The 25449-nt window shown below is 73.0% G+C and carries 21 protein-coding genes; 5 read left to right on the forward strand and 16 right to left on the reverse strand.

Going from position 1 to position 25449, the window contains the following annotated elements; all coding sequences use genetic code 11:
* Nucleotides 1-8: 8 nt before the first annotated feature.
* The 4 genes from ACZ6NZ_RS13250 to ACZ6NZ_RS13265 all read right to left on the reverse strand — a co-directional run bounded on the left by ACZ6NZ_RS13250 (nt 9) and on the right by ACZ6NZ_RS13265 (nt 8687).
* Nucleotides 9-3479, reverse strand: coding sequence for an ATP-dependent helicase (locus tag ACZ6NZ_RS13250; protein WP_465858444.1), 3471 nt, complete (start codon nt 3477-3479; stop codon nt 9-11).
* 40 nt (nt 3480-3519) lie between these two features.
* Complete coding sequence (locus tag ACZ6NZ_RS13255; RefSeq protein WP_465858445.1) at nt 3520-7059, reverse strand: ATP-dependent helicase; 3540 nt, start codon at nt 7057-7059, stop codon at nt 3520-3522.
* Between the two features lie 228 nt (nt 7060-7287).
* Nucleotides 7288-7833, reverse strand: coding sequence for an LOG family protein (locus ACZ6NZ_RS13260; protein ID WP_465858446.1), 546 nt, complete (start codon nt 7831-7833; stop codon nt 7288-7290).
* On the reverse strand, nt 7833-8687 hold the full coding sequence (locus tag ACZ6NZ_RS13265) for an LOG family protein (RefSeq protein ID WP_366607808.1): 855 nt from the start codon (nt 8685-8687) through the stop codon (nt 7833-7835). The genes ACZ6NZ_RS13260 and ACZ6NZ_RS13265 overlap by 1 nt, the downstream gene beginning before the upstream one ends.
* Before the next feature lie 154 nt (nt 8688-8841).
* Between ACZ6NZ_RS13265 and ACZ6NZ_RS13270 the strand changes: the two genes are divergently transcribed.
* A complete protein-coding gene (locus tag ACZ6NZ_RS13270) occupies nt 8842-9009 on the forward strand; it encodes a hypothetical protein (protein ID WP_334503590.1) in 168 nt (55 codons plus the stop codon).
* A 53-nt stretch (nt 9010-9062) separates the two neighbouring features.
* On the opposite strand, the gene dapE is transcribed toward ACZ6NZ_RS13270, so the two are convergent.
* Entirely contained in the window at nt 9063-10136 is a 1074-nt protein-coding gene (gene dapE, locus ACZ6NZ_RS13275) for a succinyl-diaminopimelate desuccinylase (protein ID WP_465858447.1), read from the reverse strand.
* A 78-nt stretch (nt 10137-10214) separates the two neighbouring features.
* On the opposite strand from dapE, the gene dapD reads away from it, so the two are divergent.
* Nucleotides 10215-11174 carry a 2,3,4,5-tetrahydropyridine-2,6-dicarboxylate N-succinyltransferase gene (gene dapD / locus ACZ6NZ_RS13280; protein WP_112675716.1) on the forward strand — a complete coding sequence of 320 codons (960 nt, stop codon included), beginning with the start codon at nt 10215-10217 and terminating at the stop codon, nt 11172-11174.
* Nucleotides 11175-11225: 51 nt separating this feature from the next.
* Here the strand turns inward: dapD and ACZ6NZ_RS13285 are convergent, their stop codons facing one another.
* Nucleotides 11226-14585, reverse strand: coding sequence for a S8 family serine peptidase (locus ACZ6NZ_RS13285; protein ID WP_465858448.1), 3360 nt, complete (start codon nt 14583-14585; stop codon nt 11226-11228).
* A gap of 135 nt (nt 14586-14720) precedes the next feature.
* On the opposite strand from ACZ6NZ_RS13285, the gene ACZ6NZ_RS13290 reads away from it, so the two are divergent.
* Entirely contained in the window at nt 14721-15278 is a 558-nt protein-coding gene (locus ACZ6NZ_RS13290) for a sugar O-acetyltransferase (protein ID WP_465858449.1), read from the forward strand.
* Here ACZ6NZ_RS13290 and ACZ6NZ_RS13295 read toward each other — a convergent pair.
* Genes ACZ6NZ_RS13295 through fdxA form a run of 5 tightly spaced genes read right to left on the reverse strand, consistent with a single transcriptional unit; the run spans nt 15275 to nt 19051 of the window.
* Nucleotides 15275-15922, reverse strand: a complete 648-nt coding sequence (locus ACZ6NZ_RS13295; RefSeq protein WP_465858450.1) for a nucleoside/nucleotide kinase family protein — start codon at nt 15920-15922, stop codon at nt 15275-15277. The genes ACZ6NZ_RS13290 and ACZ6NZ_RS13295 overlap by 4 nt on opposite strands.
* Entirely contained in the window at nt 15922-16572 is a 651-nt protein-coding gene (locus ACZ6NZ_RS13300; protein WP_366607799.1) for an SIMPL domain-containing protein, read from the reverse strand. The genes ACZ6NZ_RS13295 and ACZ6NZ_RS13300 overlap by 1 nt, the downstream gene beginning before the upstream one ends.
* Before the next feature lie 10 nt (nt 16573-16582).
* Entirely contained in the window at nt 16583-17602 is a 1020-nt protein-coding gene (locus ACZ6NZ_RS13305; RefSeq protein WP_465858451.1) for a prephenate dehydrogenase, read from the reverse strand.
* A 22-nt stretch (nt 17603-17624) separates the two neighbouring features.
* The gene (gene dapC / locus ACZ6NZ_RS13310; protein WP_465858859.1) at nt 17625-18728 is read right to left on the reverse strand and encodes a succinyldiaminopimelate transaminase; all 1104 of its coding nucleotides are present in this window, start codon (nt 18726-18728) and stop codon (nt 17625-17627) included.
* A complete protein-coding gene (fdxA, locus tag ACZ6NZ_RS13315) occupies nt 18725-19051 on the reverse strand; it encodes a ferredoxin (protein WP_030490464.1) in 327 nt (108 codons plus the stop codon). The genes dapC and fdxA overlap by 4 nt, the downstream gene beginning before the upstream one ends.
* 79 nt (nt 19052-19130) lie before the next feature.
* Here fdxA and ACZ6NZ_RS13320 point away from each other — a divergent pair, with 79 nt between their 5' ends.
* Nucleotides 19131-20102: a GNAT family N-acetyltransferase gene (locus ACZ6NZ_RS13320; RefSeq protein ID WP_465858452.1), complete on the forward strand. Its 972-nt coding sequence runs from the start codon at nt 19131-19133 to the stop codon at nt 20100-20102.
* A 22-nt stretch (nt 20103-20124) separates the two neighbouring features.
* On the opposite strand, the gene ACZ6NZ_RS13325 is transcribed toward ACZ6NZ_RS13320, so the two are convergent.
* From ACZ6NZ_RS13325 to mshB, 3 genes are all read right to left on the reverse strand, one after another.
* Nucleotides 20125-20589 carry a hypothetical protein gene (locus ACZ6NZ_RS13325; RefSeq protein ID WP_465858860.1) on the reverse strand — a complete coding sequence of 155 codons (465 nt, stop codon included), beginning with the start codon at nt 20587-20589 and terminating at the stop codon, nt 20125-20127.
* Between the two features lie 114 nt (nt 20590-20703).
* Entirely contained in the window at nt 20704-21162 is a 459-nt protein-coding gene (locus ACZ6NZ_RS13330) for a hypothetical protein (RefSeq protein ID WP_465858453.1), read from the reverse strand.
* Entirely contained in the window at nt 21159-22085 is a 927-nt protein-coding gene (gene mshB, locus ACZ6NZ_RS13335) for an N-acetyl-1-D-myo-inositol-2-amino-2-deoxy-alpha-D-glucopyranoside deacetylase (RefSeq protein WP_465858454.1), read from the reverse strand. Before mshB ends, ACZ6NZ_RS13330 begins: the two co-directional genes overlap by 4 nt.
* 86 nt (nt 22086-22171) lie before the next feature.
* On the opposite strand from mshB, the gene ACZ6NZ_RS13340 reads away from it, so the two are divergent.
* The gene (locus tag ACZ6NZ_RS13340; protein WP_465858455.1) at nt 22172-24328 is read left to right on the forward strand and encodes a S9 family peptidase; all 2157 of its coding nucleotides are present in this window, start codon (nt 22172-22174) and stop codon (nt 24326-24328) included.
* Between the two features lie 3 nt (nt 24329-24331).
* Here ACZ6NZ_RS13340 and ACZ6NZ_RS13345 read toward each other — a convergent pair whose 3' ends face one another.
* Nucleotides 24332-24715 carry a nuclear transport factor 2 family protein gene (locus ACZ6NZ_RS13345; protein ID WP_465858456.1) on the reverse strand — a complete coding sequence of 128 codons (384 nt, stop codon included), beginning with the start codon at nt 24713-24715 and terminating at the stop codon, nt 24332-24334.
* A 284-nt stretch (nt 24716-24999) separates the two neighbouring features.
* Nucleotides 25000-25398, reverse strand: coding sequence for a winged helix-turn-helix transcriptional regulator (locus ACZ6NZ_RS13350; RefSeq protein WP_465858457.1), 399 nt, complete (start codon nt 25396-25398; stop codon nt 25000-25002).
* Nucleotides 25399-25449: the final 51 nt, after the last annotated feature.

Raw genomic sequence — 25449 nt, forward strand, 5'->3', positions numbered from 1 at the left:
CGCAGTGGTCAATGTTGGGCAGAATCCTCGGGCAACTGGGCGATCATGGCGGTGAGGCCGGTCACATCCAGCAGGTCGGCGGGCCGGACGGTGACCCCGTGGCGGACGTAGTGGAACGCCGCGCCCACCCGGTCGACCGGCACGCCGGCCAACTCCGCCCAGGCCAGCCGGTATACCGCCAGCTGCACGGCGGCCACGTCGGCTGCCGGCCCGGTGGGCTGCGCGCCGGTCTTCCAGTCGACCACGTCGAACCGGCCACCCGGCCGGGCGAAGACCGCGTCCATCCGGCCCCGCACCACCACTGCGGCGATCACCGTGGCGAAGGGCACCTCTACCTCCACCGGTGACCGGTCGGCCCACTCGCTGGCCAGGAACCGCTCCTGAAGCTCGACCAACGCCTCGTCGGGTGCGGCGTCGGCGTCGGCCGCGCCGGGCAGCTCGTCCAGGTCCAACAGGCGGTCGGCGCCGAAACGCTGCTCCAACCAGGCGTGGAAGGCGGTGCCTCGACGGGCGTACGGGTTGGGTTCGGCCGGCACCGGACGACGGAGCGTACGGGCCAATGCCGCCGGATCACGCCGCAGCGCTACCAGCTGGGTGACGCTCAGCGCCCCGGGCAGCGCCACCTCGACCGCACCGGAGAGCCGGGTCAGCTCGGCGCGTTCCGCCAACAGCAGGTCCGCCTCGCGCTGCCAGCGTGCCACCTCCGGCTCGACCGGCTCGCCTGACTCGACCGTCGAGCCGATCGGCGGCACCGGACCGGCGAGCACCGGCCCGACCGGCACAGCGAGCACCGGCCCGGCCGACACAGGGAGCACCGGCCCGACCGGCCCGGGGAGCGCCGCCGCCGGACCGTCGGCCATCAGGCGACGTACCAGCCCGGCCGCCTCGGCCAACGCCGGCCGGCGACCGCCCAGCGGGTCGGCCGGCCACTCCGCGCGGAGCACCACCTCGGCCGTGGGGTTCGTCGCGTCCGGGGTCGGCTCCGGCGCCCACGCGTCGATCAGGTGCCCCGGCCCGCCGTCGAGGCAGGCGTCGTACACCTCACGTAGGAAGACCGACGGACCTCGCGGCCGCTTCGTGCCCTCTCCCCACCAGTAACCGGAGCAGAGCAGCAGCCGGCGGGGCCGGGTGACCGCCACGTACGTCAGCCGGCGTTCCTCCCGCTCGTCGTGGGCCCGCCACGCGTCGGTGAAGTCGGTGACCGCCCGCGCCACGGCCCGCTGGTCCCCCGCCTCGTCGAGCGCCAACTCCGGCAGCCCGTCGGCATCGCCGCGCAGCGGGAACGGCAGTACGCCCAGCCCACCCAGCCAGTGATCCGAGTTGCGCACCGGCCCCGGCCACGACCCCCGACAGAGCCCGGCCACCGCCACGACGTCCCATTCCAGGCCCTTGGCGGCGTGCGCGGTGACCACCTGCACCGCACCCTCCACCACCTCGACCTCGCCCGGCGCCAGACCGCGCTCCTCGTCCTCCGCGGCGGCCAGGTAGGACAGGAACCCGGACAGGGTCGCGCCCGGCGTCTCCCCGCTGAACCGGGCCGCCACGTCGCCGAGCGCGTCCAGATGCCCCCGGGCCAGGCCCGCGTCGCCGGCGCCGTCCCGGCCGGCCCGCACCGCGACCTCCACGTCCAGGCCGATGGTCCGCTCGATGTCCGCGATGAGGTCCGGCAGCGCCTGGTCCAGCCGGTAACGCAGCAGCGCCAACTCCCGGCCGTACGCGCGCAGCCGCGCGAACCCCTCGGCCGAGTACGCCTGCGCCGGCCCGAGGTCCGCCAACGCCTCCACCAGGGTCGCCTCGTCCAACAGGTCGGGGCTGATCTCGGAGTCTTCGTCGGCGGCCACCTGCCGCCGGGCCTTCGCGATGGCCCGGGCCCGCCGGTGCAGGGCCACCAGGTCACGCGGCCCGATCCGCCAACGGGCGCCGGTGAGCAACCGCAGCAGCGCGGCGCCATCGGTCGGGTCGGCCAGGACCCGCAGCGTGCAGACCACGTCACGGACCTCGGGGGTGTCCAGCAGGCCGCCCAGCCCGACCACCTCGACCGGCAGGCCCCGCTCACGCAGCGCCGACTCGATCGCCGGGATCTGGCTGCGCACCCGGACCAGCACGGCCGTCGTCGGGCGGCGCTCCACCGGGATGTGTTCCGGGGCCGCGCCCGGCATCCCGGCCGCGCCACGCCAGGCGGCGAGCACGCTGTCGGCGATCCAGGCGGCCTCGTCGGCGTACGTGGGCAGCATCGCGCAGTGCACGGTGCCGCCGGCCGTGCCGCCCGGGCTGCGGTGCGGGATCGGGTCCCGGACGGTCAGCGCGGAGCGCAGCTCCGGCACCCGGGCACCCGCCGCCCGCAGCGGGGTGGAGAGCGCGTTCGCCACCCGGAGGATCTCCGGGCGGTTGCGCCAACTCGTGGTGAGCCCCAGTGCCGGGGCCGGCTCACCGTTGGCGCGGGCGAACTCGGTGGGGAACCGGTCCAGGGTGCCCGCGCTGGCCCCCCGCCAGCCGTAGATCGACTGGCACGGGTCGCCCACCGCGGTCACCGGGTGCCCGCCACCGAACAGCGCGTTGAGCAACACCACCTGTGCGTGGCTGGTGTCCTGGTACTCGTCGAGCAGCACCACCCGGAAGCGGTCCCGCTCGATCACGCCGACCCCCGGGTGGTCCCGGGCCACCCGGGCCGCCCGGGCGAGCTGGTCGGCGAAGTCCATCGCCTCGAAGTCCTCCTTGCGCCGGGCGTACGCCCGCACCAGCGGCAACAGGCGCAACCGGGTCTGCTGGAGGGTGAGCGCCTTACGCACGTCGGCGTACACCCGACCCGGCCGGGACTGCACCTCGGCGAAGAACCGACCGGTCCAGGCCGCCAGGTCGTCCGGCGCGACCAGATGCTCGTCCAGCTCCCCGGCCAGCGCCAGCACCGCGTCGGTGATGGTGCTCGGCATCCGGTCCACCTCGGACATGTCGCCGTCGTAGTTGCGCACCAACAGGTCGACCAACTGCCAGCGGGATGCCTCGGTGAGCAGCCGGGTGGACGGCTCGTAGCCGGCCCGCAGCCCGTGCTCGGTGACGATCCGGCCGGCGTACGAGTGGTAGGTGGAGACGGTGGGTTCACCCGCGAGCGGATCGTCCAGCGGGTCCCGCCCCTGCCGGCCGAGTCGGCGGATCAGCTGGTCGAGCCGGGTTCGTACCCGATGGGCCAGCTCGCCGGCCGCCTTGCGGGTGAAGGTCAGCCCGAGGATCTGCTCCGGCCGCACGTACGAGTTGGCCACCAGCCAGACCACCCGGGCGGCCATCGTCTCGGTCTTGCCCGACCCCGCGCCCGCGACCACCAGCAGCGGCTCCACCGGGGCGGCGATGATCGCGGCCTGCTCCCGGGTGGGCGCCGGCAACCGCAGCAGCTTGGCCAGCTCAACCGGTGTGTACCGGGGGCCGGAGTCCGCGAGTCGGGGCGTCGGCGCGGGACCCGCGCCGAACAGGGTGGGCTGACTCACCGTGCCGTCTCAGTTCCCAACACCGGCTCACTCCTCGCCCTCACTGCTCGCCCTCGCCTGCGCGTCGGACGGTGGGCGGCTCGACGACCTGGCGACCCTGCCCGGAGACCGGGCAGCTGGTGCGCACCGGGCAGACCCGGCACTTCGAGTTGGCCACCGCGGCGAACGTGGCGGCTGCCATCGTATCGGCGGTCCGCCGGACCAGCGCGGTCGCCCAACCGGCCGCCGGCCCCTCGCTGGCGGCCGGCTGATTCTGCTCCCTGGCGTCCTTGGCCGAGGTCCCGAGCTGCACCAGCGCGGCACCCCCGGACTCGTCACCGAACTCGGCGAACGCCCCCGCCTCCACCGCCGCCTGGTAGGCACCGAGCTGCGGGTGCTCGGCGAGGTCGGTGCCGGTGACAGCTGTGGACTTGCCGGTCTTCAGGTCGATCACCACGAGCCGCCCGGCCTCGTCGACCTCCAGCCGGTCGACCCGACCGGTCAGGTCGACGGGCCGGTTCGGGTCGTCCAGGCGGACGGCGAACTCGTGCTCGATGGCGAGCAACCGACGCGGATTGGTGGCCAGCCAGCGCAGCAGCTTGTCGACCATCGCCTCGGCGCGTTCCCGCTCCGGCCCGGCCATCCACCGGGCCGCCAGCTCGATCGCGTCGAACCGGGCGGCCACGTAGTCGAGCAGCGCGCCCCGGTCGGCGCTGGCGTCCTCGGCGAGCATCGCGGCGGCGTGCACCAGGTTGCCCACCCCCTGCGCGGTGCTGGTCGGGCCGCTACCGCCGTGCCGTTCCAGCAGCCAGCGCAGGCTGCACCGCAGCGCACTCTCCATTGCCGACGGGGTGACCCGCACCGGGTCGCCGTCGTCGACGAGCGGCCGGTCGTCGGAGAGGACCCGCAGCCCCCACCAGTCGTCGGGGTGCGCGCCGGGCACCCCGGCGGCGGCGAGCCGGGCCAGCTCGGCCGCCGCGGCGCGCCGCCGGACCGCCGGGGCGGCCGGGTCGGTGATGGCGGTACGCAGTTCCGCGACCAACGCCGGCAGGGTGAGCGCCCGGGGTGGACGGGTCACCGGCAGCGCCCCGGGGCGGTCCGGCTCCTCGTCGCCGGTCTCGCCCGCGGCAGCGCCTCCGTTGCCGCCGGACGACGGCTCGGTGCGCGGACCGGGCGGCGGGCCGGGCGGGGTCGGCGGCGGTGCGCTCGGCGGGGTCGGCGGCGCGCTCGGGGGCGGAATGCTCGGGCCCAACTCGTGCAGGAACCGGCTGGGTTGCTCCTCGTGGTCGTCGCCGCCGACGGCGGCCGACGCCACGGCGCTGACCAGCAGCCGATGGCGAGCGCGACTGATGGCGACGTGGAAGAGCCGACGCTCCTCGTCCAGCAATGCCGAGGTCTGACCCACCACGTTCGCCGCGGTCGCCCCGTCGACCGACCGGCCGGCCAGCACGTCGACCAGTCGCTCGGAGCCGAGCAGGCTGCCGCGCAACCGCAGGTCCGGCCAGATGCCCTCCTGCACACCGGCCACCGCGACCAGGTCCCATTCCAGGCCCTTCGCGGCGTGCGCGGTGAGCAGGCGTACCGCCGCTCCCCGGTCGGCGGTCGGGGCGATGGTGTCGGCCGGCAGATCCTGGGCGAGCACGTGGTCGAGGAAGACCTCGGTGCGGGCACCGGGCAGCCGGTCGGTGAACCGGGCCGCCGCGTCGAAGAGAACCAGCACGGCGTCCAGGTCGCGGTCGGCAGCCTCGGCCCGCCGACGCCGGGCCAGGTCGCCCTCACCGGCCTCCGGACGCCCCTGGTTGATCGCGCCGGCCCACCGCTCGGCGAGGCCACTGGCGTGCCAGACGGCCCAGAGCACGTCCTCGGCGGTCGCGCCCGGCCGGGCGGCGGCCTCGCGGGCGATGGCCAGCAGCCCGGCCACCGCCTGCGCCGGCTCCGCCCAGTGCCGCTCGATGCCGGTCAGCTCCTCCGGATCCTGCAGTGCCTCGACGATCAGCTCCCCGGAGGGACGTCGGTCACCGCCGGCCAACGCGAGCGCGCGAAGGCCCTGCCGCAGCCGCCGCTCGGCCAGCGGGTCGGCCCCGCCGAGCGGCGAGTGCAGCAGCGCGACCGCCGCCTCCTCGTCGAGTCGTTCCGGCTCCAGCGCGCAGCGCAGCAGAAGCAGCAGCGGCGCGACCGCCGGTTGCAGGTGCAGGGGCAGATCCTCACCGTGCACCACCGTGGGTACGCCGGCGGCGTGCAGCGCCCGTCGCAGGGTGGGCAGCTGCAACGCGGTGGACCGCACCAGCACCGCCATCCGGGACCACGGCACGCCGTCGAGCAGGTGCGCCGAGCGCAGCGCGTGGGCCAGCCAGGCGGCCTCGCTGGTCGCCGAGCGGAAGGTGTGCACCTCGACCACGCCGGGGGGCGCGTCCGGCAGGGGGTGCAGCCGACGGTGCGCGGCCGGGCCCCGCAGCCGGCGACCCAGTCGGGCGATCGCCGCGAGCAGACCCGGCCCGGCCCGGTACGACGTGGTCAGCAGCACCTGCGCGGCCGGCGCGCCGGATGCCGTTCGGAACCGGTGCGGGAACGTCGCCACCCCGGCCGGATCGGCGCCCCGGAACGCGTACGTGGAGGAATCCGGGTCGGCGAACGCGACGAGGGACTTGCCACCGCCGGCGATGACCGAGAGCAGCTCCAGTTGGGCGGGGTCGGTGTCGGCCAGCTCGTCGAGGTAGACGTACGCGAGTCGACGACGCTCGGCGGCCAGCAACTCCTCGTCGTCGCGCAGCAGCCCGGTGGCCGCCCGGACCAGCTCCGCCGGGTCGTACGCGATGGAGCCCCGGTTGCTGACGTCGCGCAACGCGAGCACGGCGACGTACTCCCGCAGGAAGCGGGCGGCGGCCGGCCAGTCGGCGCGGCCGAGCTTCTCACCCAGCCGGGCCAGGTCGATCGGGCCCACGCCGCGTTCGGCGGCGCGCATGAGCAGGTCGCGCAGTTGGCCGGCGAACGCCCGGGTGCGCAGGGCGGGGCGCAGGTCGGTGGGCCAGCCGACCGGGTCGTCCTCGGGCTCCTCGCCCACCACGTCCAGCAGCTCACGGATGATCAGATCCTGTTCGGGGCCGGTGAGCAGCCGGGGCGACGGTTCGCCCCGCTCGGCGGCGGCGCGGCGGAGCAGCCCGAAGGCGTACGCCGGGAAGGTGCGCACCAACGGCTCGCGCAGCACCCGGTGGCCGTCCTGCGCGACCCGGGCCTCGATGCGTTGTCGCAGCGCGGTGGCGCCTCGGCGGCCGAAGGTCAGCACCAGGATTTGTTCGGGGTCGGCCCCCTCGGCCACCCGGGCGGCGACCGCCTCGACCAGCGTGCTGGTCTTGCCGGTGCCCGGGCCGCCGAGCACGAGCATCGGCCCGTCGGTGTGCCCGACCACCTCGGCCTGCACCGGATCGGCCTGCCAGCCACCGCCGACGGCCGGGTCGGGCCCGACCACGGGATCGGGCACACCCGATGTGCCGACACCGCCCACGGACGTGCCGCCGCCGGCCAGCACGGAAACGCCGTCAGGCGTAGCCCCGTCCCCCCGCGCCGGCCCTCCGGGCCGCCGCACCAACCGGTACGCCTGCATCAGCTCATCCCATCAGACCCGTACGACAACCAACCCACCACCCAACCCCCCGGCGCTCCCACCCAAACCCCGCCCCGCGCTCCCACCCCCATCCATCCCTGTCGATCATGAAGTTAGCGGCGCGACACGCCGACGGACGCGCCGCTAACTTCATGATCGACAGGGGCGGGCCGGGAGGGCCGGGCGGAGGGCAGGGCCGGGTGGGGTGGGGTGGGGTGGGGTGGGGGGTCAGGTTAGGTGGGATTCCAGGACGTCGAGGGCCTCGGTGACGGTGGTGGTGACCGTCAGGAGGTCGCGGCCGGCGGGCTTGAGGAAGGTCTGGTCGGCCAGCGCGTCGAGCCAGTCCAGCAGAGGGCGGTAGAACCCGTCGGTGTCGATCAGCACCATCGGCTTGGTGTGCTGGGCCAGGGTGGCGGTGGTCCAGACCTCGAACAGCTCGTCCAGGGTGCCCAGCCCGCCGGGCAGGGTGAGGAAGGCGTCCGACTTGTCGATCATCAGGGTCTTGCGGCTGGCCATCGAGTCGGTCACCAGCAGCTCGTCCGAGGCCAGGTCGGCGACCTCCAGGTCGACCAGTGACTGCGGGATCACGCCGACGGTACGACCGCCGGCGGATCGTGCGCCGTCCGCGATCGCGCCCATCATGCCGACACAGCCACCACCGCTGACCAGCGTGTGCCCGCGCCGGGCCACCTCCGCGCCGGTCTCGGCGGCCAGGTCCAACCAGCGCTGATCGAGGGTACGAGAGGAGGCGCAGAAGACGCAGATCGCCGCCATCAGTCGTGGCTCCGAGCCTGCTCGGCTGCCGCCTGCTGATCCGCGCCGGTGCGGGCGACGGCCTCCTCGCGGACCGCCTCCTGCTCGGCGGAGAGCGCGGCCTCCGACGCGACGATGTACCGCACCGCCTCGTTGACGTCGTCGGTGAGGCAGATCAGGTCCAGGTCCACCGGCCCGATCTTGCCGGTGGCGGCCATCGTGTCGCGCAGCCAGTCCAGCAGGCCCTGCCAGTAGGCGACGCCCATGAGCACCACCGGGAAACGGGTGACCTTGCCGGTCTGCACCAGGGTGAGCGCCTCGAACAACTCGTCCATGGTGCCGAACCCGCCGGGCAGCACGACGAACGCCTGGGCGTACTTGACGAACATCGTCTTGCGGGCGAAGAAGTAGCGGAAGTCGATGGCCAGGTCGACCCAGTCGTTGATGCCCTGCTCGAACGGAAGCTCGATGCCGAGCCCCACGGAGAGCCCATTGGCCTCGCTGGCACCCCGGTTGGCGGCCTCCATCACGCCGGGCCCACCTCCGGTGATCACCGCGTAGCCGGCGCGGGCCAGCGCGCCGCCCAACTGCTCGGCCAACTGGCACTCGGCGCTGTCCGGCGCGCTGCGCGCCGAGCCGAAGACGCTGACCGCGGACGGCACGTCGGCGAGGGTGTCGAAACCCTCGACGAACTCGGCGAGGATGCGCAGCGCGCGCCAGGCGTCCTTGGTCTTCCAGTCGCCCCGCCCCCGTGAATCAAGCAGTCGCTGGTCGGCGGTGCTGCTCGGGATCGCCCCTCTGCGCAGGGTGACCGCACCGCGATGCCGCTCCTGTCCGGGACCGCGACCGGCCTCCCGCCCGTTGCTCTGGCTCATGGGGCAACCGTAGTGGAGCAGCACCGCCCGGGTGCGCGGGGCGGGGACGCCGAGAAATTGTTCGCGATCAAGGGCAACTATTCGGCGCTCCCGTACGTCTTACTATTCACATACCGGGTATGCCCCGGCGCGCGCCTTCGGGGGAGGAGACAGCGTGATCAGTAACAGCGAGATGATCCGGATTCGTCGCCAGATGCAGCGACGGATCCGAGACGTGGTGGCCGAACGCCGCCGCACCCGCCAGCAGAACCCGATCCCCGCCTCCCCCACCCCGTCCGGAGCCGATCAAGAGGTTTGCGTCGCCGACAACGGGCCAGGCTGACGCAAACCTCTTGATCACCGGGCGCTCCGGCGGGACCGGGGCTCCGGCGCGGGTCAGGCTGGGGCCAGCCAGCGGTGCAGGGTTGCCGCGCCGTCGCGGATCTTGCTGATCTCGACGTGCTCGTCGGGGTGGTGCGCGAGGTTCGGGTCGCCCGGGCCGAAGTTCAGCGCGGGAATGCCCATCGCCGCGAACCGGGCCACGTCGGTCCAGCCCAGCTTGCCGATCGGCGCGGCGCCGACCGCCGCCAGGAACTCCTTCGCGGGGGCCGCGTCGAGCCCGGGCGCGGCACCGGCAGCCGTGTCGGTGACCCTCACCTCGAAGCCGGCGAACACCTCACGCAGGTGCGCCTCCGCCTCGGCCGGGGTGCGGTCCGGGGCGAACCGGTAGTTGACCTCCACCTCACACAGGTCGGGCACGACGTTGCCGGCCACCCCGCCGTTGATCCGCACCGCGTTCATGCCCTCGCGATAGTCACAGCCGTCGATGGTGACCCGGCGCGCCTCGTACGTCTGGAGGCGGCGCAGCACCTCGCCGGCGGCGTGGATGGCGTTGACCCCGTGCCAGGAGCGCGCTGAGTGGGCGCGTACGCCGGTCGTGGTGACCACCGAGCGCATGGTGCCCTGGCAGCCCGCCTCGACGATGCCGTACGTCGGCTCCAGCAGCACCGCGAAGTCCGCCTGCAACCACTCCGGGAAGGCCTGGGCGACGAGGTTGAGCCCGTTGTACTTGGACTCGATCTCCTCGGCCTCGTAGAAGAAGTACGTCACGTCGTAGCGCGGCTCGGGCAGCGTCACCGCCAGGTGCAGCGCGTACGCGGTGCCGGACTTCATGTCGGAGGTGCCGCAGCCGTACATCAGGTCGCCGCGCATGGTCGACGGGAAGTTGTTGTTCAACGGCACCGTGTCGAGATGCCCGGCCAGCACCACACGCTGCGACCGACCGAGGTCGGTACGGGCCATCACCGTGTTGCCGTGCCGGTGGGTGGTCAGGTGCGGTACGGCCCGCAGCACCTCTTCGACACAGTCGGCGATCGCCTTCTCGTTGAGGGACACGGACTCTATGTCGACCAGAGCGCGGGTCAGCTGCACCGGATCGGCGAGGACCTCGGGGGTCAGCGGGTTCTCCATGGTTCGCACGGTACCTTCAGGTCTGTCAGCGCGAGGAGCGAGCCGAGGTCAGCCCGGCCGTGACCGAGAGGTGTAACAGTGACGTCCGCAGATTCCGCCTGGGGCATCGGCCTGGCTACGGTCACCGCAGACGAGCAGGTGCTCGACACCTGGTACCCGACCGGCAAGCTGGGCCTGGGCGAGCTGCCGCTGGTCGCCGGTGAGGACAAGGCGGACGTGCTCGACCTGCCGCCGGCCGCGCTCGGTGACCGGCCGCTGCCTGGCCTGCGTACCGTGCAGGTGGTGACCGTGATCGGCTCGTTGGACGACCCGATCAAGGACGCCTCCGACGCGTACCTCCGGTTGCATCTGCTGTCGCACCGCCTGGTGCGACCCAACCAGCTCAACCTGGACGGCATCTTCGGCAAGCTGGCCAACGTGGCCTGGACGTCCGCCGGGCCGTGCCCACCGGAGCGGGTGGACGAGCTGCGGGTGATCGAGCGGGCCGCCGGCCGCCACCTGGCGGTGTACGGGGTCGACAAGTTCCCGCGGATGACCGACTACGTGGTGCCCTCCGGTGTGCGGATCGCCGACGCCGACCGGGTCCGGCTCGGCGCGCACCTGGCCGCCGGCACCACGGTGATGCACGAGGGCTTCGTGAACTTCAACGCCGGCACCGTCGGCACCTCGATGGTCGAGGGGCGGATCGTGCAGGGCGTCCTGGTCGGCGACGGCTCCGACATCGGTGGCGGGGCCTCCATCATGGGCACCCTCTCCGGCGGCGGCACCGACAAGATCAGCATCGGTGAGCGCAGCCTGGTCGGCGCGAACGCCGGCGTCGGGATCTCACTCGGCGACGACTGCGTGGTCGAGGCCGGCTGCTACATCACCGCCGCGTCGAAGATCACGCTCCCCGACGGCCGGGTGGTCAAGGCCCGGGAGCTGTCCGGCGTCGACGGCCTGCTGTTCTGGCGCAACTCGGTCACCGGTGGGCTGGAGGCCCGGCCACGCACCGGCCGGGGCATCGAGCTGAACGCCGCCCTGCACGCCAACGACTGACGGCCCCGCCGGGTCCGCGGCGCTCGGCCGCGGACCCGGACGGGGTACGCCTCAGCGCAACCGGTACGCGTGGATGATCCGTTGGGTCACCGTGTTGCCGGCGGTGTCCCGGGCGGTGGCCCGCAGCGACACGTGGCCGGCGCCGGCCGGATGCCGCAACAGGGCCGACCAGCCGTCGGTCGAGGTGCGGACCAGCTTCGCCCTGCCCCAGGTCTTCCCGCCGTCGTAGGAGACGTCGACGACGAGCTTCTTTACCCGGCTGGCCGGAGCACCCGGCTGCCGCTGCACCCGTACCGGTACGACGAAGCCCTGACCGGCCGGAGCACTGTTGTCGACCCGCAGCGGCGGCGCGAAGCGCACCGCCGACAGGGGCAGTCGGGCCGGCGTCTCGCCGGCGACGTGCCTCGACCGGAAGGTCCAGCTGGATTCGACCTCGGTGCTCAGGTCGGTGAAGCTTCGCTTCGCCGACGTGACGAGCCGGTAGTCCGCAGCACCCGGTGGCACGGTGAACTCCCCGTAGCCGGCGTACTCGCTCTCGCCGACCAGCTCGCCGTTGCGCCAAAGCTTGGTGTGCTCACTGTCGGTCAGCGAGGCGCCGGGGTGCCCGGCTGCGTCGCTGTAGGTCGGTATGTCGGCCAGGATGGTGTCGCCCATCCGGGTGACGCTCTGGTGCGGCCAGCGCGGTTTCGGGAAGGACGGCGAGTACGGCGCCTGGTTCCAGATCTCCTGAACCGTCCGCCCGGCCCGGTAGGCGGTGGGGACGGAGAAGAGCGCGGCGTTCGGCTTCAACCAGCCTTCCTCGTCCACCGTTCCGAAGAAGATCTCGGATTCCCACTTCACGTTCCTGGTGTTGTAGTACTCGACCCGCTGGCCGGGCACCACGGTGGGCAGGACCGCGGCGGAATAGCCGACGTTGTACTCCAGCTCGGGGAAGACCATCCGCTCGGCCGCCATGCCCGGGGTGCCACCGCGGAACCGGTGCACGACGGTGGCCAGGTCGCGCCGGGCGTAGTCGCGGACGAACCCGGTGGGCATCCGGCCAGGGATCGCCTCGGCCAACGCGTACAGGTACGGGCTGTTGTCCGCCTCCGGCGTGGTCCAGTTGCTGCTGACGGTGGCGACGAACTTGTCCGCGGAGACCGGCTTGCCGATCTGACCGCTGGTCAGGCCGGTGAACGTCCCCGCCCAGAGCCCGACCCCGTACGAGCTACCGTCGTCGGCGGTGAAGTTGCCACTGACGTCGATCAGTTGCGGCACGGCGGTCCGGTCCGGAACGGTCGCCCGCACCGGCCTGGCCCGACGGGCGTCCACGACGATCCGGGTGTCCCGCTCGACGGTCACCTCGGGCTGCATCAACATGGACATCCCGCGTTGCTCGTCCTCCGGACCGGGCTCGAAGACGAGGCCACTGAGGCCGTAGTGCCCCTTGGGCACCCGCACGGTGGCCACCCCGTCGGAACTGACGACGTCCCAGAAGCCGAAGGTGTCCAATCCGACCACTGACGTCCAGTGGTCCGCGGTACGCGCGCCGGCCCGGTTCAGGTGCTCCACGGTGAGCGTGTAGCTCTCCACCTCCCGGTTCACGGCCAGCGGGGTGACAGCTACCGCAGCACCGGACCGGGCCACGATCCGCCCGGTCCAGTAACCGTCCACGTCGCCGACCCGGGTGTCGGTGGTGACGGTCGTGCTGGCCGTGCCACCTGCCGGCACGGTGAGTTGGCTGGCGCCCAGCTGGAACAGGCCGACCGGCAGCGCCCGACCGCCGGGGCCGGCGCCCTCGATGCTCAGGTCCACGGTGACCGGGGCCGGACCCTCGTTGCGCCAGGTCACCGTACGGCTGATCGGTACGTCGTCAGTGTGCGGCCAGAGCGTACGCCCGAACGAGACGCTCACCGGGTCGGTGGTGAGCTGCTGGGTGATGGCGTGTGCGACGTCGACCCGCCCGGCACCCTGCTGGTAGGCGGTCTGGTCCGGGTGCGGCTTGGCGGCTGCCATCAGGGTGGCCTTGAGCCGGTCGGCCCGCCAACCCGGGTGCTGCTGGGCCAGCAGCGCGGCCGAGCCGGCCACGTGCGGGGTGGCCATCGAGGTGCCGGAGAGCGTGACGTACCGGTCCCCCACCGGGTCACCGATGAAGCCGTTGGCGGACTTCGCGGCGACGATGTCGACGCCCGGCGCGGTGATGTCCGGCTTCAGCGCGTCGTCGCCGACCCGCGGGCCCCGGCTGGAAAAGTCGGCCAGTTCGTCGTCGCGGTCCACCGCGCCCACGGCGAGCGCGGCGTCGGCGCTGGCCGGGGAGCCGACCGAGCCGTCCGAGCCCTCGTTGCCGGCGGCGATGACGAAGAGCGTGCCGGTCTGCGCGGTCAGGGTCTGCACGGCCTCCTCCACCGGGTCGACCTCCGGGGTGTCCCAGCCGCCGAGGCTCATGTTGATCACTGCGGCCTTCTTGTCGACAGCGGCCCACTGCATGCCGGCGAGGATCGCCGATTCGGTGCAGCCGTTGTCCTCGCAGACCTTGCCGTCCAGCAGCGTCGCGTCCGGTGCCACGCCCCGGTACTTGCCGTCGGAGGCCGCGCCAGAGCCCGCGATCGTCGAGGCCACGTGGGTGCCGTGGCCGACAGTGTCGCGAGCGTCGGCGACCTCCGTGAAGTTGCGCGCCTCGGCCACCTTGCCGGCCAGGTCCGGGTGGGTCGCGTCGACGCCGGTGTCCAGCACCGCGACGGAGACTCCGGCGCCGGTGAACCCGGCCGCCCAGGCGGCGGGCGCGCCGATCTGCGGCACGCTGTGGTCGAGGGTCACCCGTCGACGGCCATCCAGCCAGATCCGCTCGACGCCCCCCGCCGCGTCGAGCCGCGCCCCGGCGGGACCGGTGGCGAGAGTGGCCCAGACCGCGCCGAGGGAGGACTTGTCGCCGTTCAGGGCGGCACCTCGGATCACCGGCAGGTCGCGGGTCAGCCGCGTGCCGGGCAGGGCGGCCGGGGCACGCCGGGCGGAGTTCGTCGAGCCGTACGACACCAGCAGTGGCAGGGTGCTGCGCCTGGTGTCGTCGTAGCCCGCCTCGACCAGCCCGGTGATGTCGAAGAGTCGCCGGTCCACCCGGCCGGAGCGCAGCAACGGCACCGCGTCCGTCGGCGTCACGGTGAGGCGTCCGCGCTCGCGCTGGACCAGGAACTGCACGTTCTCGCGGCCGGCGCCGGGCCGGACCGAGGCGCCGGACGCGGTGACGGTGACCCGGTCACCGGTGATCAGCGTGACGGTGGTCGAGCGGTTGGCGATGGGTCCACCCGGAGTGGACTGTCCGTCGGGGCCGCCGACTGGGGTGGGCGCGGCGGCCGTGGCCGAGGCGGGAGTTGGCACGGAGAGCGCCAGCGCGAACACGAGGCCGAGAGCGGCCAATCTTCTGCCCTGATGCAACGGATCCTCCTGGTCAAGCGTCTTGATGGATGGAGTCACATTGACAACTCAGAATTACATACCGGGTATGCAAAAAGAAGGCCGGAAAGTGACGGACCCGACACGAGCCGACGAACCGGCCGGCATGATCGGGCGGTGACCTCCATGAAGGACAAGATGCTCGCCGGCGAGCCATACATCGCCGACGATCCCGAGATCATCGCCGATCTGGACCGGGCCGCCCGGCTGATGGAGCGCTTCAACACCACTTCCGCGGCCGATCCGCAGGCCCGGATCGCGGCACTGCGTGAACTCCTCGGCGAACTCGGCGAGGACACCTGGATCCGCCCACCGTTCTACTGCGACTACGGCTGGCAGATCCGGATCGGCCCCCGCAGCTTCGTCAACTACAACGCGGTCTTCCTCGACGTCGCTCCGATCACCCTCGGCGCGGACGTCCAGGTCGGCCCCAACGTGCAGCTGCTCACCCCGACGCATCCGGTCGAGCCCGGCCCGCGACGGGACAAGTGGGAGGCGGCCAAGCCGATCACCATCGGCGACAACGTGTGGCTCGGCGGTGGCGCGATAGTCCTGGCCGGCGTGACGATCGGCGCGGACACCGTCGTCGGAGCGGGTGCCGTGGTCACCCGGGACCTGCCCGCCAACGTGGTGGCCGTCGGCAACCCGGCCCGGCCGGTTCGCGAACTCGACTAGACGGTCGGGGGCTCCGAGAGGCGGACGACCAGGTCAGCACGGTCGGCGGTGGGGGTGATCACGACGGCGTTCGACTCGTCGCTGCCCAGCGCCCACGCCCGCGCCTGCTCCGGAGACCGGCCGAACGCCTCGTGCCGGGCGGTCAGCCGGCGGTGCCGCACCTCGGCGGCCAGGTCGAGAAACCATGCCTCGTGCAGCAGTGGTCGGATCTCCTGCCAGGGGAAATCCGGCAACAGCAGGTAGTTGCCCTCGGTCACCACCAGCCGGACCGACGGCAGCACCTCGATCGCGCCGGCCACCGGCTCCTCCAGCTCCCGGCGGAACTCCGGCGCGTAGACCGACGTCGGCTCCAACCGGTGCAGGCGGCGCAGCAGCGAGACATACCCGTTGGCGTCGAAGGTGTCCACTGCGCCCTTGCGGTCGGCGCGGCCCAGGCGAACCAGTTGCGACTGCGCCAGGTGGAAACCGTCCATCGGCACCAGGCAGGCGGCCGGCCCGATGTCGGCGACGATCCGTTCGGCCAGGGTGGACTTCCCGGCACCGGGTGCGCCGGCGATGCCGAGCAGCTGTCGCGGACCGGCCTCGGCGAGCGTCGACGCCCGCGCCACCAATTCGTCGACGGACAGCACCCGGGCCGCCGGCATCAGCCCAGGTCCGGGTCGCTGATGGTGAACCGCGCCTGCACCGCCGCCTGCACAGTCTGCGGCTGCGGGTCCAGCTCAAGCTCCGGCGGACCACCGCCCGCGCCACCGCCACCGGCGAAGGCCGCACGGGCGAACATCGGCCGGTCGGTGGGACCGGCGTCCGCCAGCTCGATCAACGAGATGACCCGGGCGCCCAGCGCCTCCGCGTACTCCCGGGCCCGCAGCAGCGCGTCGCTGATCGCGGCGTGCCGGGCCGCACGATGGGCGGGGCTGTCCGGACGAAGCTCCCACCACGGGCCGGCCACCTCGACCTGGTCCTGGTCGGCGAGCCGGAGCATCAGCTCGCCCAGCGCGGTGAAGTCGGTGACAGTGACGGTGGTGGTGACACTGCCGTGCCAGGCGACCACCCGCTCACCCGAGCGCCGGGTCTCCGGCCGCACCCGCAGGTCGCCGGTCTCCCGCCGCGCCACCGCCGGCCCGGAGCCGTCCAGCAGCACCCGGACCGCCGCGGCCCGCTCGGCCAACCGGGTCAGCGTCGCCTCCCGGTCCCGGTCGCGGGCTGTCGCGGTGACCGCGAACCGGGCCAGCTCGGGAGGCACCTCCCGGTACGCCTCGCCGCGCACCTGCACCACCGGACCGTCCACCGCCATGCCCCTCAGCCTAGTCAGCGACGGGCCGCCGCGCCGTGTAGGAGACGGTGTCCCCGTCGACACGCAGGCCGGCCAGGTAGCCGCCGGCCACCCCCAGCTCGCGCAACCAGGACACCTCTGCGGCGTGGTCACCACCGGCCGGGAACTCCCTGTCGTCCGCGTCGAACCGCCGGTCGCGCAGCGCCCTCCGGGAGGCCCGCGCCTCGTCGTAGCGCGCGGCCAGCGCCGGGGCGTCGTCGGCGCGCAGCGCGGTGGTCAGGTCGTCCAGGAACGCGGTGACCTCGGCCAGCTCACGCAGCACCCGGTCCCGGTTGCCGATCAGCATGTTGGCGGTCCGATCGGCCGGGGTCCCGGCCACCCGGGTGCCGTCGGAGAAGCTGCCGGCGGCGAGCGCGAGGATCGCGTCGCGCAGCGGTGCGCGTTGCACCGCGCCGGCCAGCGCGCCGGCGAGCAGGTGCGGCACGTGTGACGCGAGCGCGGCTGCCGAGTCGTGCTCCGCGGCGGACATCGGCACCACCCGGGCCTCGAAGACCTCCACCACCAGCTCGGCCAGCCACCGGAACGCGCTGGTGGCCGGGCCGGCCGTCGGACAGAGCACCCAGGCCGCGCCGGTGAGCAGGTCCGGTCGCGCAGCCGTCAAGCCGGCCCGGTCGGTGCCCGCCATCGGGTGGCCGGGCACGAACCGGTGCGTCAGCCCCTGCGCGGCGGCGAACGCCGCCACCTGCTCCTTGGTGCTACCGACGTCGGTGAGCACACAATGCTCACCGGTCATCGCCGCCACCTCGAGCAGCGTCGCCGGCAGGGTGGGCAACGGTCCGCACAGGAAGACCACGTCCCGGTCGGTCACCGCCTCGGCCAGGCGGTCCGGCGCGGGTACGCCCACCCGGCGGGTCTCTCGCCGGGTGGCTTCGTCCGGGTCCCACCCGACGACGTCGACGCCGGCGGCGACCATCCGGAGCAGCACGGACCCACCGATCAGGCCGGTGCCGACGACCGCCGCCCGTACCCGCGCGCCCGGCCTGTCCACCATGCTCGACCGTCCGGCGCCGCGATCAGGAGAGGCGCGCCGCGACGGCGGCGATGTGCTCGTCGGTCTCGGTCAGCGCGACCCGGACATGTTGCCCGGCCGTCGGGCCGTAGAAGACGCCGGCGGCGACCAGGATGCCGCGTCGGGCCAGCCAGTCGACCGTCTGCCAGCAGTCCTCACCCCTGGTCAGCCAGAGGTAGAGGCCCGCCTCGGAGTGCTCGACGGTGAACCCGGCACCGGTGAACGCCGCGGCGAGCACCTCCCGCCGGGCGCGGTAACGCTCCCGCTGTTCGTCGGCGTGTCGCTCGTCCTCCAGCGCGGCGACCATGGCCGCCTGCACCGGCGCGGGCACGATCATGCCGGCGTGCTTGCGGACCTTGAGCAGCTCGGCGACGAGCGCCGGATCGCCGGCCACGAACCCGGCCCGGTAGCCGGCGAGGTTGGACCGCTTGGAGAGCGAGTGCACGGCCAGCACTCCGGCGTAGCTGCCCCCGCTGACCTGCGGAGACAACACCGAGACCGGGTCGGCAGACCAGCCCAGGGGCAGGTAGCACTCGTCGCTCGCGACCACCGCGCCACGTTCGCGGGCCCAGTCGACCACCTTGCGCAGGTGCGCCGCGGGCAGCACCCGGCCGGTCGGGTTTCCGGGCGAGTTCACCCAGACCAGGCGGACCCGCGAGGTCGGCCCGACCGCCGTGAGCGAGTCGGCACGGACGACCGTGGCACCGGCCAGCCGGGCACCGTCCTCGTAGGTGGGGTACGCGACCGACGGCACCACCACCACGTCACCCGGGCCGATGCCGAGCAGCGTGGGCAGCCAGGCCACCAGCTCCTTCGAGCCGATGGTCGGCAGCACACCGAGGCCGTCGACGCCAGCACCGCAGGCTCGGGACACCCACGCCGCGATGGCGGCCCGCAACGCCGGGGTGCCGGCGGTCAGGGGGTAACCGGGAGCGTCGGACGCGTCAGCCAACGCCCGCCGGATCACCTCGGGCACCGGGTCGACCGGCGTACCCATGGAGAGGTTGATCAGGCCCTCCGGATGCGCCGCGGCCAGCGTGGCCGCGGCGTCCAGGGTGTCCCAGGTGAACTCGGGCAGCCGCGACGAGACCGGCGCGGGCCGGTTCAGTGGCCCTCGCCGCGCGGCGGCTGCGCGGCGACGAAGGTGGCGTCCTTCTCCACCTTGCCGACCTTCGAGGCGCCACCGGGCGAGCCCAGGTCCTCGAAGAACTCGTAGTTCGCGCCGGTGTAGTCCTTCCACTGCTCCGGGACGTCGTCCTCGTAGAAGATCGCCTCTACGGGGCAGACGGGCTCACAGGCACCACAGTCGACGCACTCGTCGGGGTGGATGTAGAGCATCCGGTTGCCCTCGTAAATGCAGTCGACCGGGCACTCCTCGATGCATGCCTTGTCGAGCACATCTACGCACGGCTCGGCGATGATGTAGGTCACCGGTCTTCTCCTCCGCAAGACTCGCCGCGATCTCCCGCGACGGTAAGAGCCTAGTATCTCGCCGGGGAGGGGGTCGATCGTGCTCCGACAGCAGGATGTGGGACACCGAATCGTGGTCCGCCGGATTGTGGGGATTCGCGAAGGCCGCCCACTATTTTCCGATGCCCTTGGTGAGCTGGTCGAGCTGAGCGAGACTCATCTCACGCTGGCCACCGCGAAGGGGCCGCTTCGGGTCCCGGTGGCGCAGGTCCACCGCGCCAAGCGCGTTCCGCCGACCCGTCGGCCGACCGCCGCAGCGGTCGTTGCGCTGGAACAGGCCGCCGACGAGGCCTGGCCGGCACCGGTCCGGGGCCGACTGGGTGACTGGCTGCTCCGGTCGGCCGAAGGCTGGACCGGGCGTGCCAACTCGGCGCTGCCGATCGGCGACCCGGACCGACCACTGGCCGCCGCGGTCGACGCGGTGCAGCGCTGGTACGCCGAGCGAGGCCAACCCGCGTTGATCAACACGCCGCTGCCCCTCGCCGCTCCGGTCGGCGCCGAACTGGACGCCCGCGGCTGGGGCACCCGCCCGCCGACGCTGGTGCAGACCGCGCCACTGCCCCTGCCGGCGTCGACGCTCACCAGCGGCCAGGCCGACGGGTGGGGCAGCGCGGTCGTCGAGCTGGCCACCACGCCCAGCGACGAGTGGCTGGCCATCGCCGCCGGCCGCAAGGGCGGCCTCCCGGACGCCGCCCGACACGTCCTCACCGCCGTGGGCCAGGTCCGCTTCGCCCACGTGTACGCCGACAGCACTCTGGTGGCCGTCGGCCGCGGCACGGTGACCGGTCAGGGGCGCTGGTTGGGCCTCAGCCTCATCGAGGTGGTGCCGGCGGCCCGCCGTCAGGGGTTGGCCCGCCGCGTGATCCACGAGCTGGCCAGCTGGGGCGTGTCCGGTGGCGCGACGCACGCGTTCCTCCAGGTCGAGCAGCGCAACGCGGCGGCGGTCGCGCTCTACCAGCGGCTCGGCTTCGTCACCCACCACACCTACCTGACCCGGGTCGCCCCGAACTGACCGGCGCGGCGCGTCGAGCCGGTCAGCGGCGGACCACTCGGCGGGGCTTCGCGGCCTTGACCTCGGCGTACCGCTTGAGCTGCTGAGAGCGGTAGTCCCGGCCGAGCGCGGTGAGCACCAGATAGCCGATCAGCAAGCCGGCGCCGCTGGCGAGCAGGTAGAGCCAGATCTGGGCGAAGAACGTCGCCGCCCCACCGGCGAACGGGTCGTTGCCGACCAGCAGGGGCCCGACCAGCACTGTCAGCAGCATCGCCACCGGCACCACGAGCGCCATGTCGGCGGCCCAGCCCGCCAGCGGCCGGCGACGACCCCAACGGAAGGCGACCACGGCGAGAATCAGGCCGATCACCGTGAACATCGCCAGCGACACCCGGTCGGCGGCGGTGTCGTCACCGTCGAAGCCGAGCCGGATGATCAGTCGGGCGACCACGTTGACCGCGAACAGCGCTGCAACGAGCACTCCGAGGTCACGCCACCGCTTGTCCATCACCGGTCCCTCCTGCCGTACGCCCCGTCGCGGGGTTCGCATCCCTGGCAGGAATATCTACCACTCCTAGCTGGGAGCCGTCATCACCCGGCAGGGGCCGGAACCAGCCCGGCGTCAGCGGCCGAGCATGGTCGGCTGTGGGGCGAGGATCTGCCGGAAGCCCATCACCGCGAAGGTCATCGCGCCGGCCACGATCATGGCCAGCCCGACCCAGTTGTCGCCGGCCAGCAACAGGTCGCCCTCGCTGGTCCGGATGGCGGCGACCGCCATCAGCGCGAACCACGGCACCGCCGGCAGCGCCACCGCCCAGCGACGGCCGACCGCCTCGTACGCGAACCAGCTCAGCAGGATGTTGGCGCCGATGGCGAGGAGCACCGACACGCCGACCAGGTGCCCGCCGACGCGGAGTGTGGCGAGCAGCAGCTCCAGTACGCCGGTCAGCACCCCAGCGAGCACCACGACGATCCCACCGATCACCCGGACGCCCATGTCCAGCAGCCGCGGCGGCGGCCCCGCCGGGAGCGGGGCTTCCTGGTCCTCCTCGACCGTCACCGGTGCGGCCGGCAGGGTCACCGGGAACCCGCCGCCGCGACCGGGGACCGGTCCGGGGCGGTCTCCGCGGGCAGGCCGGCGAAGAGATCGTCCTCCCAGCCGTACGGCCCGACGCCGGGGCCCTTCTCACCGACCGCGAGGGTGAAGAACTCCACGCCCATGAACTCGCCACCGAAGTTGCCGGCGATCGAGTAGAGCCACGAGTTGGCCGGGATCTGGGTGGCGTGCGCCCGCATCGCTGCCTCCTTGGCCGCGTGCTGGTCGGTGCCGTCGACCCGGGCGGCGATCTGGGCGTCCGGGGTGCCGAAGGGCAGGTCGGCGATGTCCTCGATGCCGCCGAACGGGTTGTCGGACGACTCGGCGAAATGCGTCATGCCAGCCTCCAGGACGCTGAGCGGCAGGGCCGTCCAGTAGACCTTGAGCGGGGCGCAGCCCTCCGCGGCGGCCAGCTCGACGGCACGCATCGCCACCCGGTGCGCCTGGATGTGGTCGGGGTGGCCGTAGAAGCCGTTCGGGTCGTACGTGACGAGCACCTGCGGGCGTACCTCCCGCAGGATCTCCACGAGGTGCCCGGCGGCCTCGTCGAGGTCGGCCTGCCAGAACGCCCGGGGGTGCTCGTTCGTCGCGAGCCCCATCATCCCGGAGTCACGGTAGCGGCCGGCACCGCCGAGGAAGCGGTGGTCGCTGACGCCGAGCGCGGCGCAGGCGGCAGCCAGCTCGGCCACCCGGTACCCGCCGAGCTGGTCGGCCTCGGCGGCGGCGAGCTGCGCCAGCGCCGGCACGTGGATCTCGCCCTCCTCGCCGAGCGTGCAGGTCACCAGCGTGACGTGCGCGCCGTCGGCGGCGTAGTGGGCCATCGTCGAGCCGGTGCCGATCGACTCGTCGTCGGGGTGCGCGTGGACCAGCAGCAGGCGGCGCTCGGGCAGCATCGTCACGACGGTCACTCTAACTGGCGGTTCGGCCCCGCCAACGCTGACGCGTCCACCCAGGTCGGCCACATCACCCCCGCTCCCGCTCTACGATTTGGCGTGTGGACTTTCCGGAGCTGGCCGCCCGCACCCGCCGGTTCAGCCACGGCGCGCCACGCGCTGTCTCGGTGGCTGAGGACGGCTCCCGGGTGATCTTCCTGCGCTCCGCCGGCCCCGAGGACCCGGCGGACGCGCTCTGGCTGTTGGACGTGGGTACCAGCGAGGAGCGCCTGGTCGCCGATCCGGCGACCCTGCTCGGCGAGGGCGGGGATGTCCGCTCCCTCTCCCCCGGTGAACGCGCGCTGCGCGAGCGGCTGCGGCTCAGCGCCGCCGGCATCGGCTCGTACGCGTTGGACGCGGCCGGCCGGGTCGCGGTGTTCGCGCTGGCCGGGCGGTTGTTCCGGGCCGATCTGGTGCACGGCGACGTGGTGGAGGTGGCGACCGTCGGCCCGGTGCTGGACCCACGTCCGGACCCGAGCGGGCAGCGGCTGGCGTACGTGACGGACGCCGCCGAAGGGGTGCGTCGGGGTGAACTGCGGGTGATCGACCCCGATGGCACCGACACCCTGCTGGCCGGCGAGGACGCCGGGGTGAGCTGGGGGTTGGCCGAGCACATCGCGGCGGAGGAGTTCGGCCGGTTCCGGGGGTACTGGTGGGCGCCCGACGGCCGTTCGGTGCTCGCCGCCCGGGTCGACGAGTCCCGCCTGGAGCGGTGGCACCTGCACGACCCGGCCGAGCCGGCGAGCGCGCCGACCGCCGTCGCGTACCCCCGGGCCGGTGGGCCGAACGCGGAGGTCAGCCTGCACCTGCTGGACCTGGACGACGGCTGGGTCGACGTGCACTGGGACCGGGAAACCTACCCGTACCTGACCGGGGTGAGCTGGGGCGAGGGCAGCCCGTTGATCACCGTGCTGCGCCGTTCGCAGCAGCACGGGCTGGTGCTGGCGGTCGACCCACGCACGGGCGAGACGCAGGTGCACGCCGAGCTGGCCGATCCGCGCTGGGTCGAACCCATCGCCGGCACCCCGGCGCACCTGCCGGACGGCCGCGTACTCGTCGGTGGGGAACTGGCCCACGACGGGTACGACGCCCGGTGCCTGTTCGCGGACGGCACCCTGCTCACCCCACCGTCGCTGTACGTACGACGGGTGGTGGGTCGGCTGCCGGCCGCCACCGGCCCGGCCGACCTGCTGGTGGAGGCGAGCGACGGCGAGCCGAGCGAACGGCACCTGTTCCGGGTCCGCACCACCATCGGCGGTGGGGTGGACGCGCGTCGGCTCACCACCGACTCCGGCTGGTACACCGCCGCCGTGGGCGGGGACGTGCTGGCCGTCGGGGTCGCGTCGCTCGATCACGCCGGGGTGCGCTGGACGGTGCGTCGCGGCGACCAGGAGATCGCCGAGCTGCGCTCATTCGCCGCCACCCCGCCGTATTCCCCGCTGCCGCTGCTCGAACGGGTGACCGACCGGCGGCTGCCGGCGGCGGTGCTCTACCCGGACAACCACGTGACGGGCCGGCGGCTGCCGGTGCTGTTGGACATCTACGGCGGCCCGGGGCACCAGGAGGTCGTGGCGGCGCGGGCCGCGTGGTTGGAGCGGCAGTGGTGGGCCGACGCCGGGTTCGCGGTGGTCACCATCGACAACCGGGGTACGCCGGGCGTGGCCCCGTCGTTCGAGAAGGCGATCCACCGGCGGGTCGCCGACGTGATCCTGACCGACCAGGTCGACGCGCTCACCGCTCTCGCCGGCAAGCACCCGGACCTGGACCTGGGGCGGGTGGGAGTGCGCGGTTGGTCGTTCGGTGGGTGGCTGGCCGGCTTGGCGGTGTTGCGCCACCCGGAGCTGTTCCGATGCGGGATCGCGGGCGCTCCGGTGACCGACTGGGCGCTGTACGACACCGCGTACACCGAGCGTTATCTGGGGTTGCCGGAAGACGGCCAGGACATCTACGCGCACCATTCGCTGGTCGAGTTGGCCGCCGAGCCGGTCACCAGCCCGGACCACGCCCGCCCGTTGCTGCTGGTGCACGGCATGGCCGACGACAACGTGGTGGCCGCGCACACCCTCCGGCTCTCGGCCGCCCTGCTGAGCACCGGCCGACCGCACGCCGTGCTGCCGCTGACCGGGGCGACGCACATGGCCGCGAACGGCACCGCCGAGCGGCTACTCCCCCTGGAGCTGGAATTCCTCCGCACCCACCTGCTCGGTGTCGCCGGCTGACGATCACCAACGCTCGGCGAGGTGCTCCCGGCCCGGTGGCGGATCGTACGGCTCCGGCCAGTAGTCAGTGATCTTGCTGATCAGCCCCTGCCCGGACACCTCAAGCCAGACGCACGCGTCCTGCTGCTCGACGCCGACGCGAACGTCGAGCAACAGGGCAGCGAAACGACCATCGGCGATCACCCGTCGCGGCCGCAGGTGCCAGTCGCCGGGATAGTCGCTGTTGAACCGCAGGAACGCCTCCTTGCCGCGAATGCGCTCCCGCGTCTGCGGCATCTCGTAGACCACGTCATCGGTGAGCAGGGCGGCCCACCCGGACCAGTCGCGGCGCTCCAAGTGATCAATGTAGGCGTGAGCGGCCTGCCGTGCCGTCGAGGTGTCGTCCACGGCGCGAACCCTAGCCCCCCGCCAGCGACAAATCCGGCGGGCCGTCGGCGCGTCAACGCCCCCACCGGGCCGTCGCCCGGAGCCGGGCCGTTGCCACGTGCCGGACCTCGACCGAAGCCGGACCTCAGCCGCAGATCTTGGACAGTTTCCGTCATCGCGTAACGGAAACTGTCCAAGATCTCTTGTTCGCAGAGCCGCAGCCGACGGGATCGTGGCGGCCCGCAGCAGTCAGCTCCGGGCGGACGCGTTGCGGCGACTTCTGACGCCATCGGCATCGCCGGCTCTCAGGGGCGTGCGTCGTATCGGGTCCGGGCCTCGAAGACGCGGTCCATGTGCGACTCGGCCCAGTCCTTGATCGCGATCATGACCGGGAACAGCTCATGGCCGAGCGGGGTGAGCTCGTAGTCGACACGCACCGGCACCGAGGCGGTGACGGTGCGGGTGACCAGGCCGTCGCGCTCCAGGGTGCGCAGGGTCTGGGTGAGCATCTTCTGGCTGACGCCGGCGATGCGCTGAGCGAGTTCGCCGTGCCGCTTCGGGCCGTTGACGAGCGCCGGGATCACCAGGGCGACCCACTTGTCGGTGAGTCTGCTCAGTAGCTCGCGGGTCGGGCACTGGTCAAGGAACGCATCGTAGTCACGTTTCGCCTGCTCGCGGCGTTGCGCTGCGGTCGACGTCGCCATCTTTCCTCCCCGTGGTGCCCTAGGCACTTCAAGGTACCTACTTTCTCACAG

This window comes from Micromonospora sp. NPDC047756 (assembly GCF_055587245.1).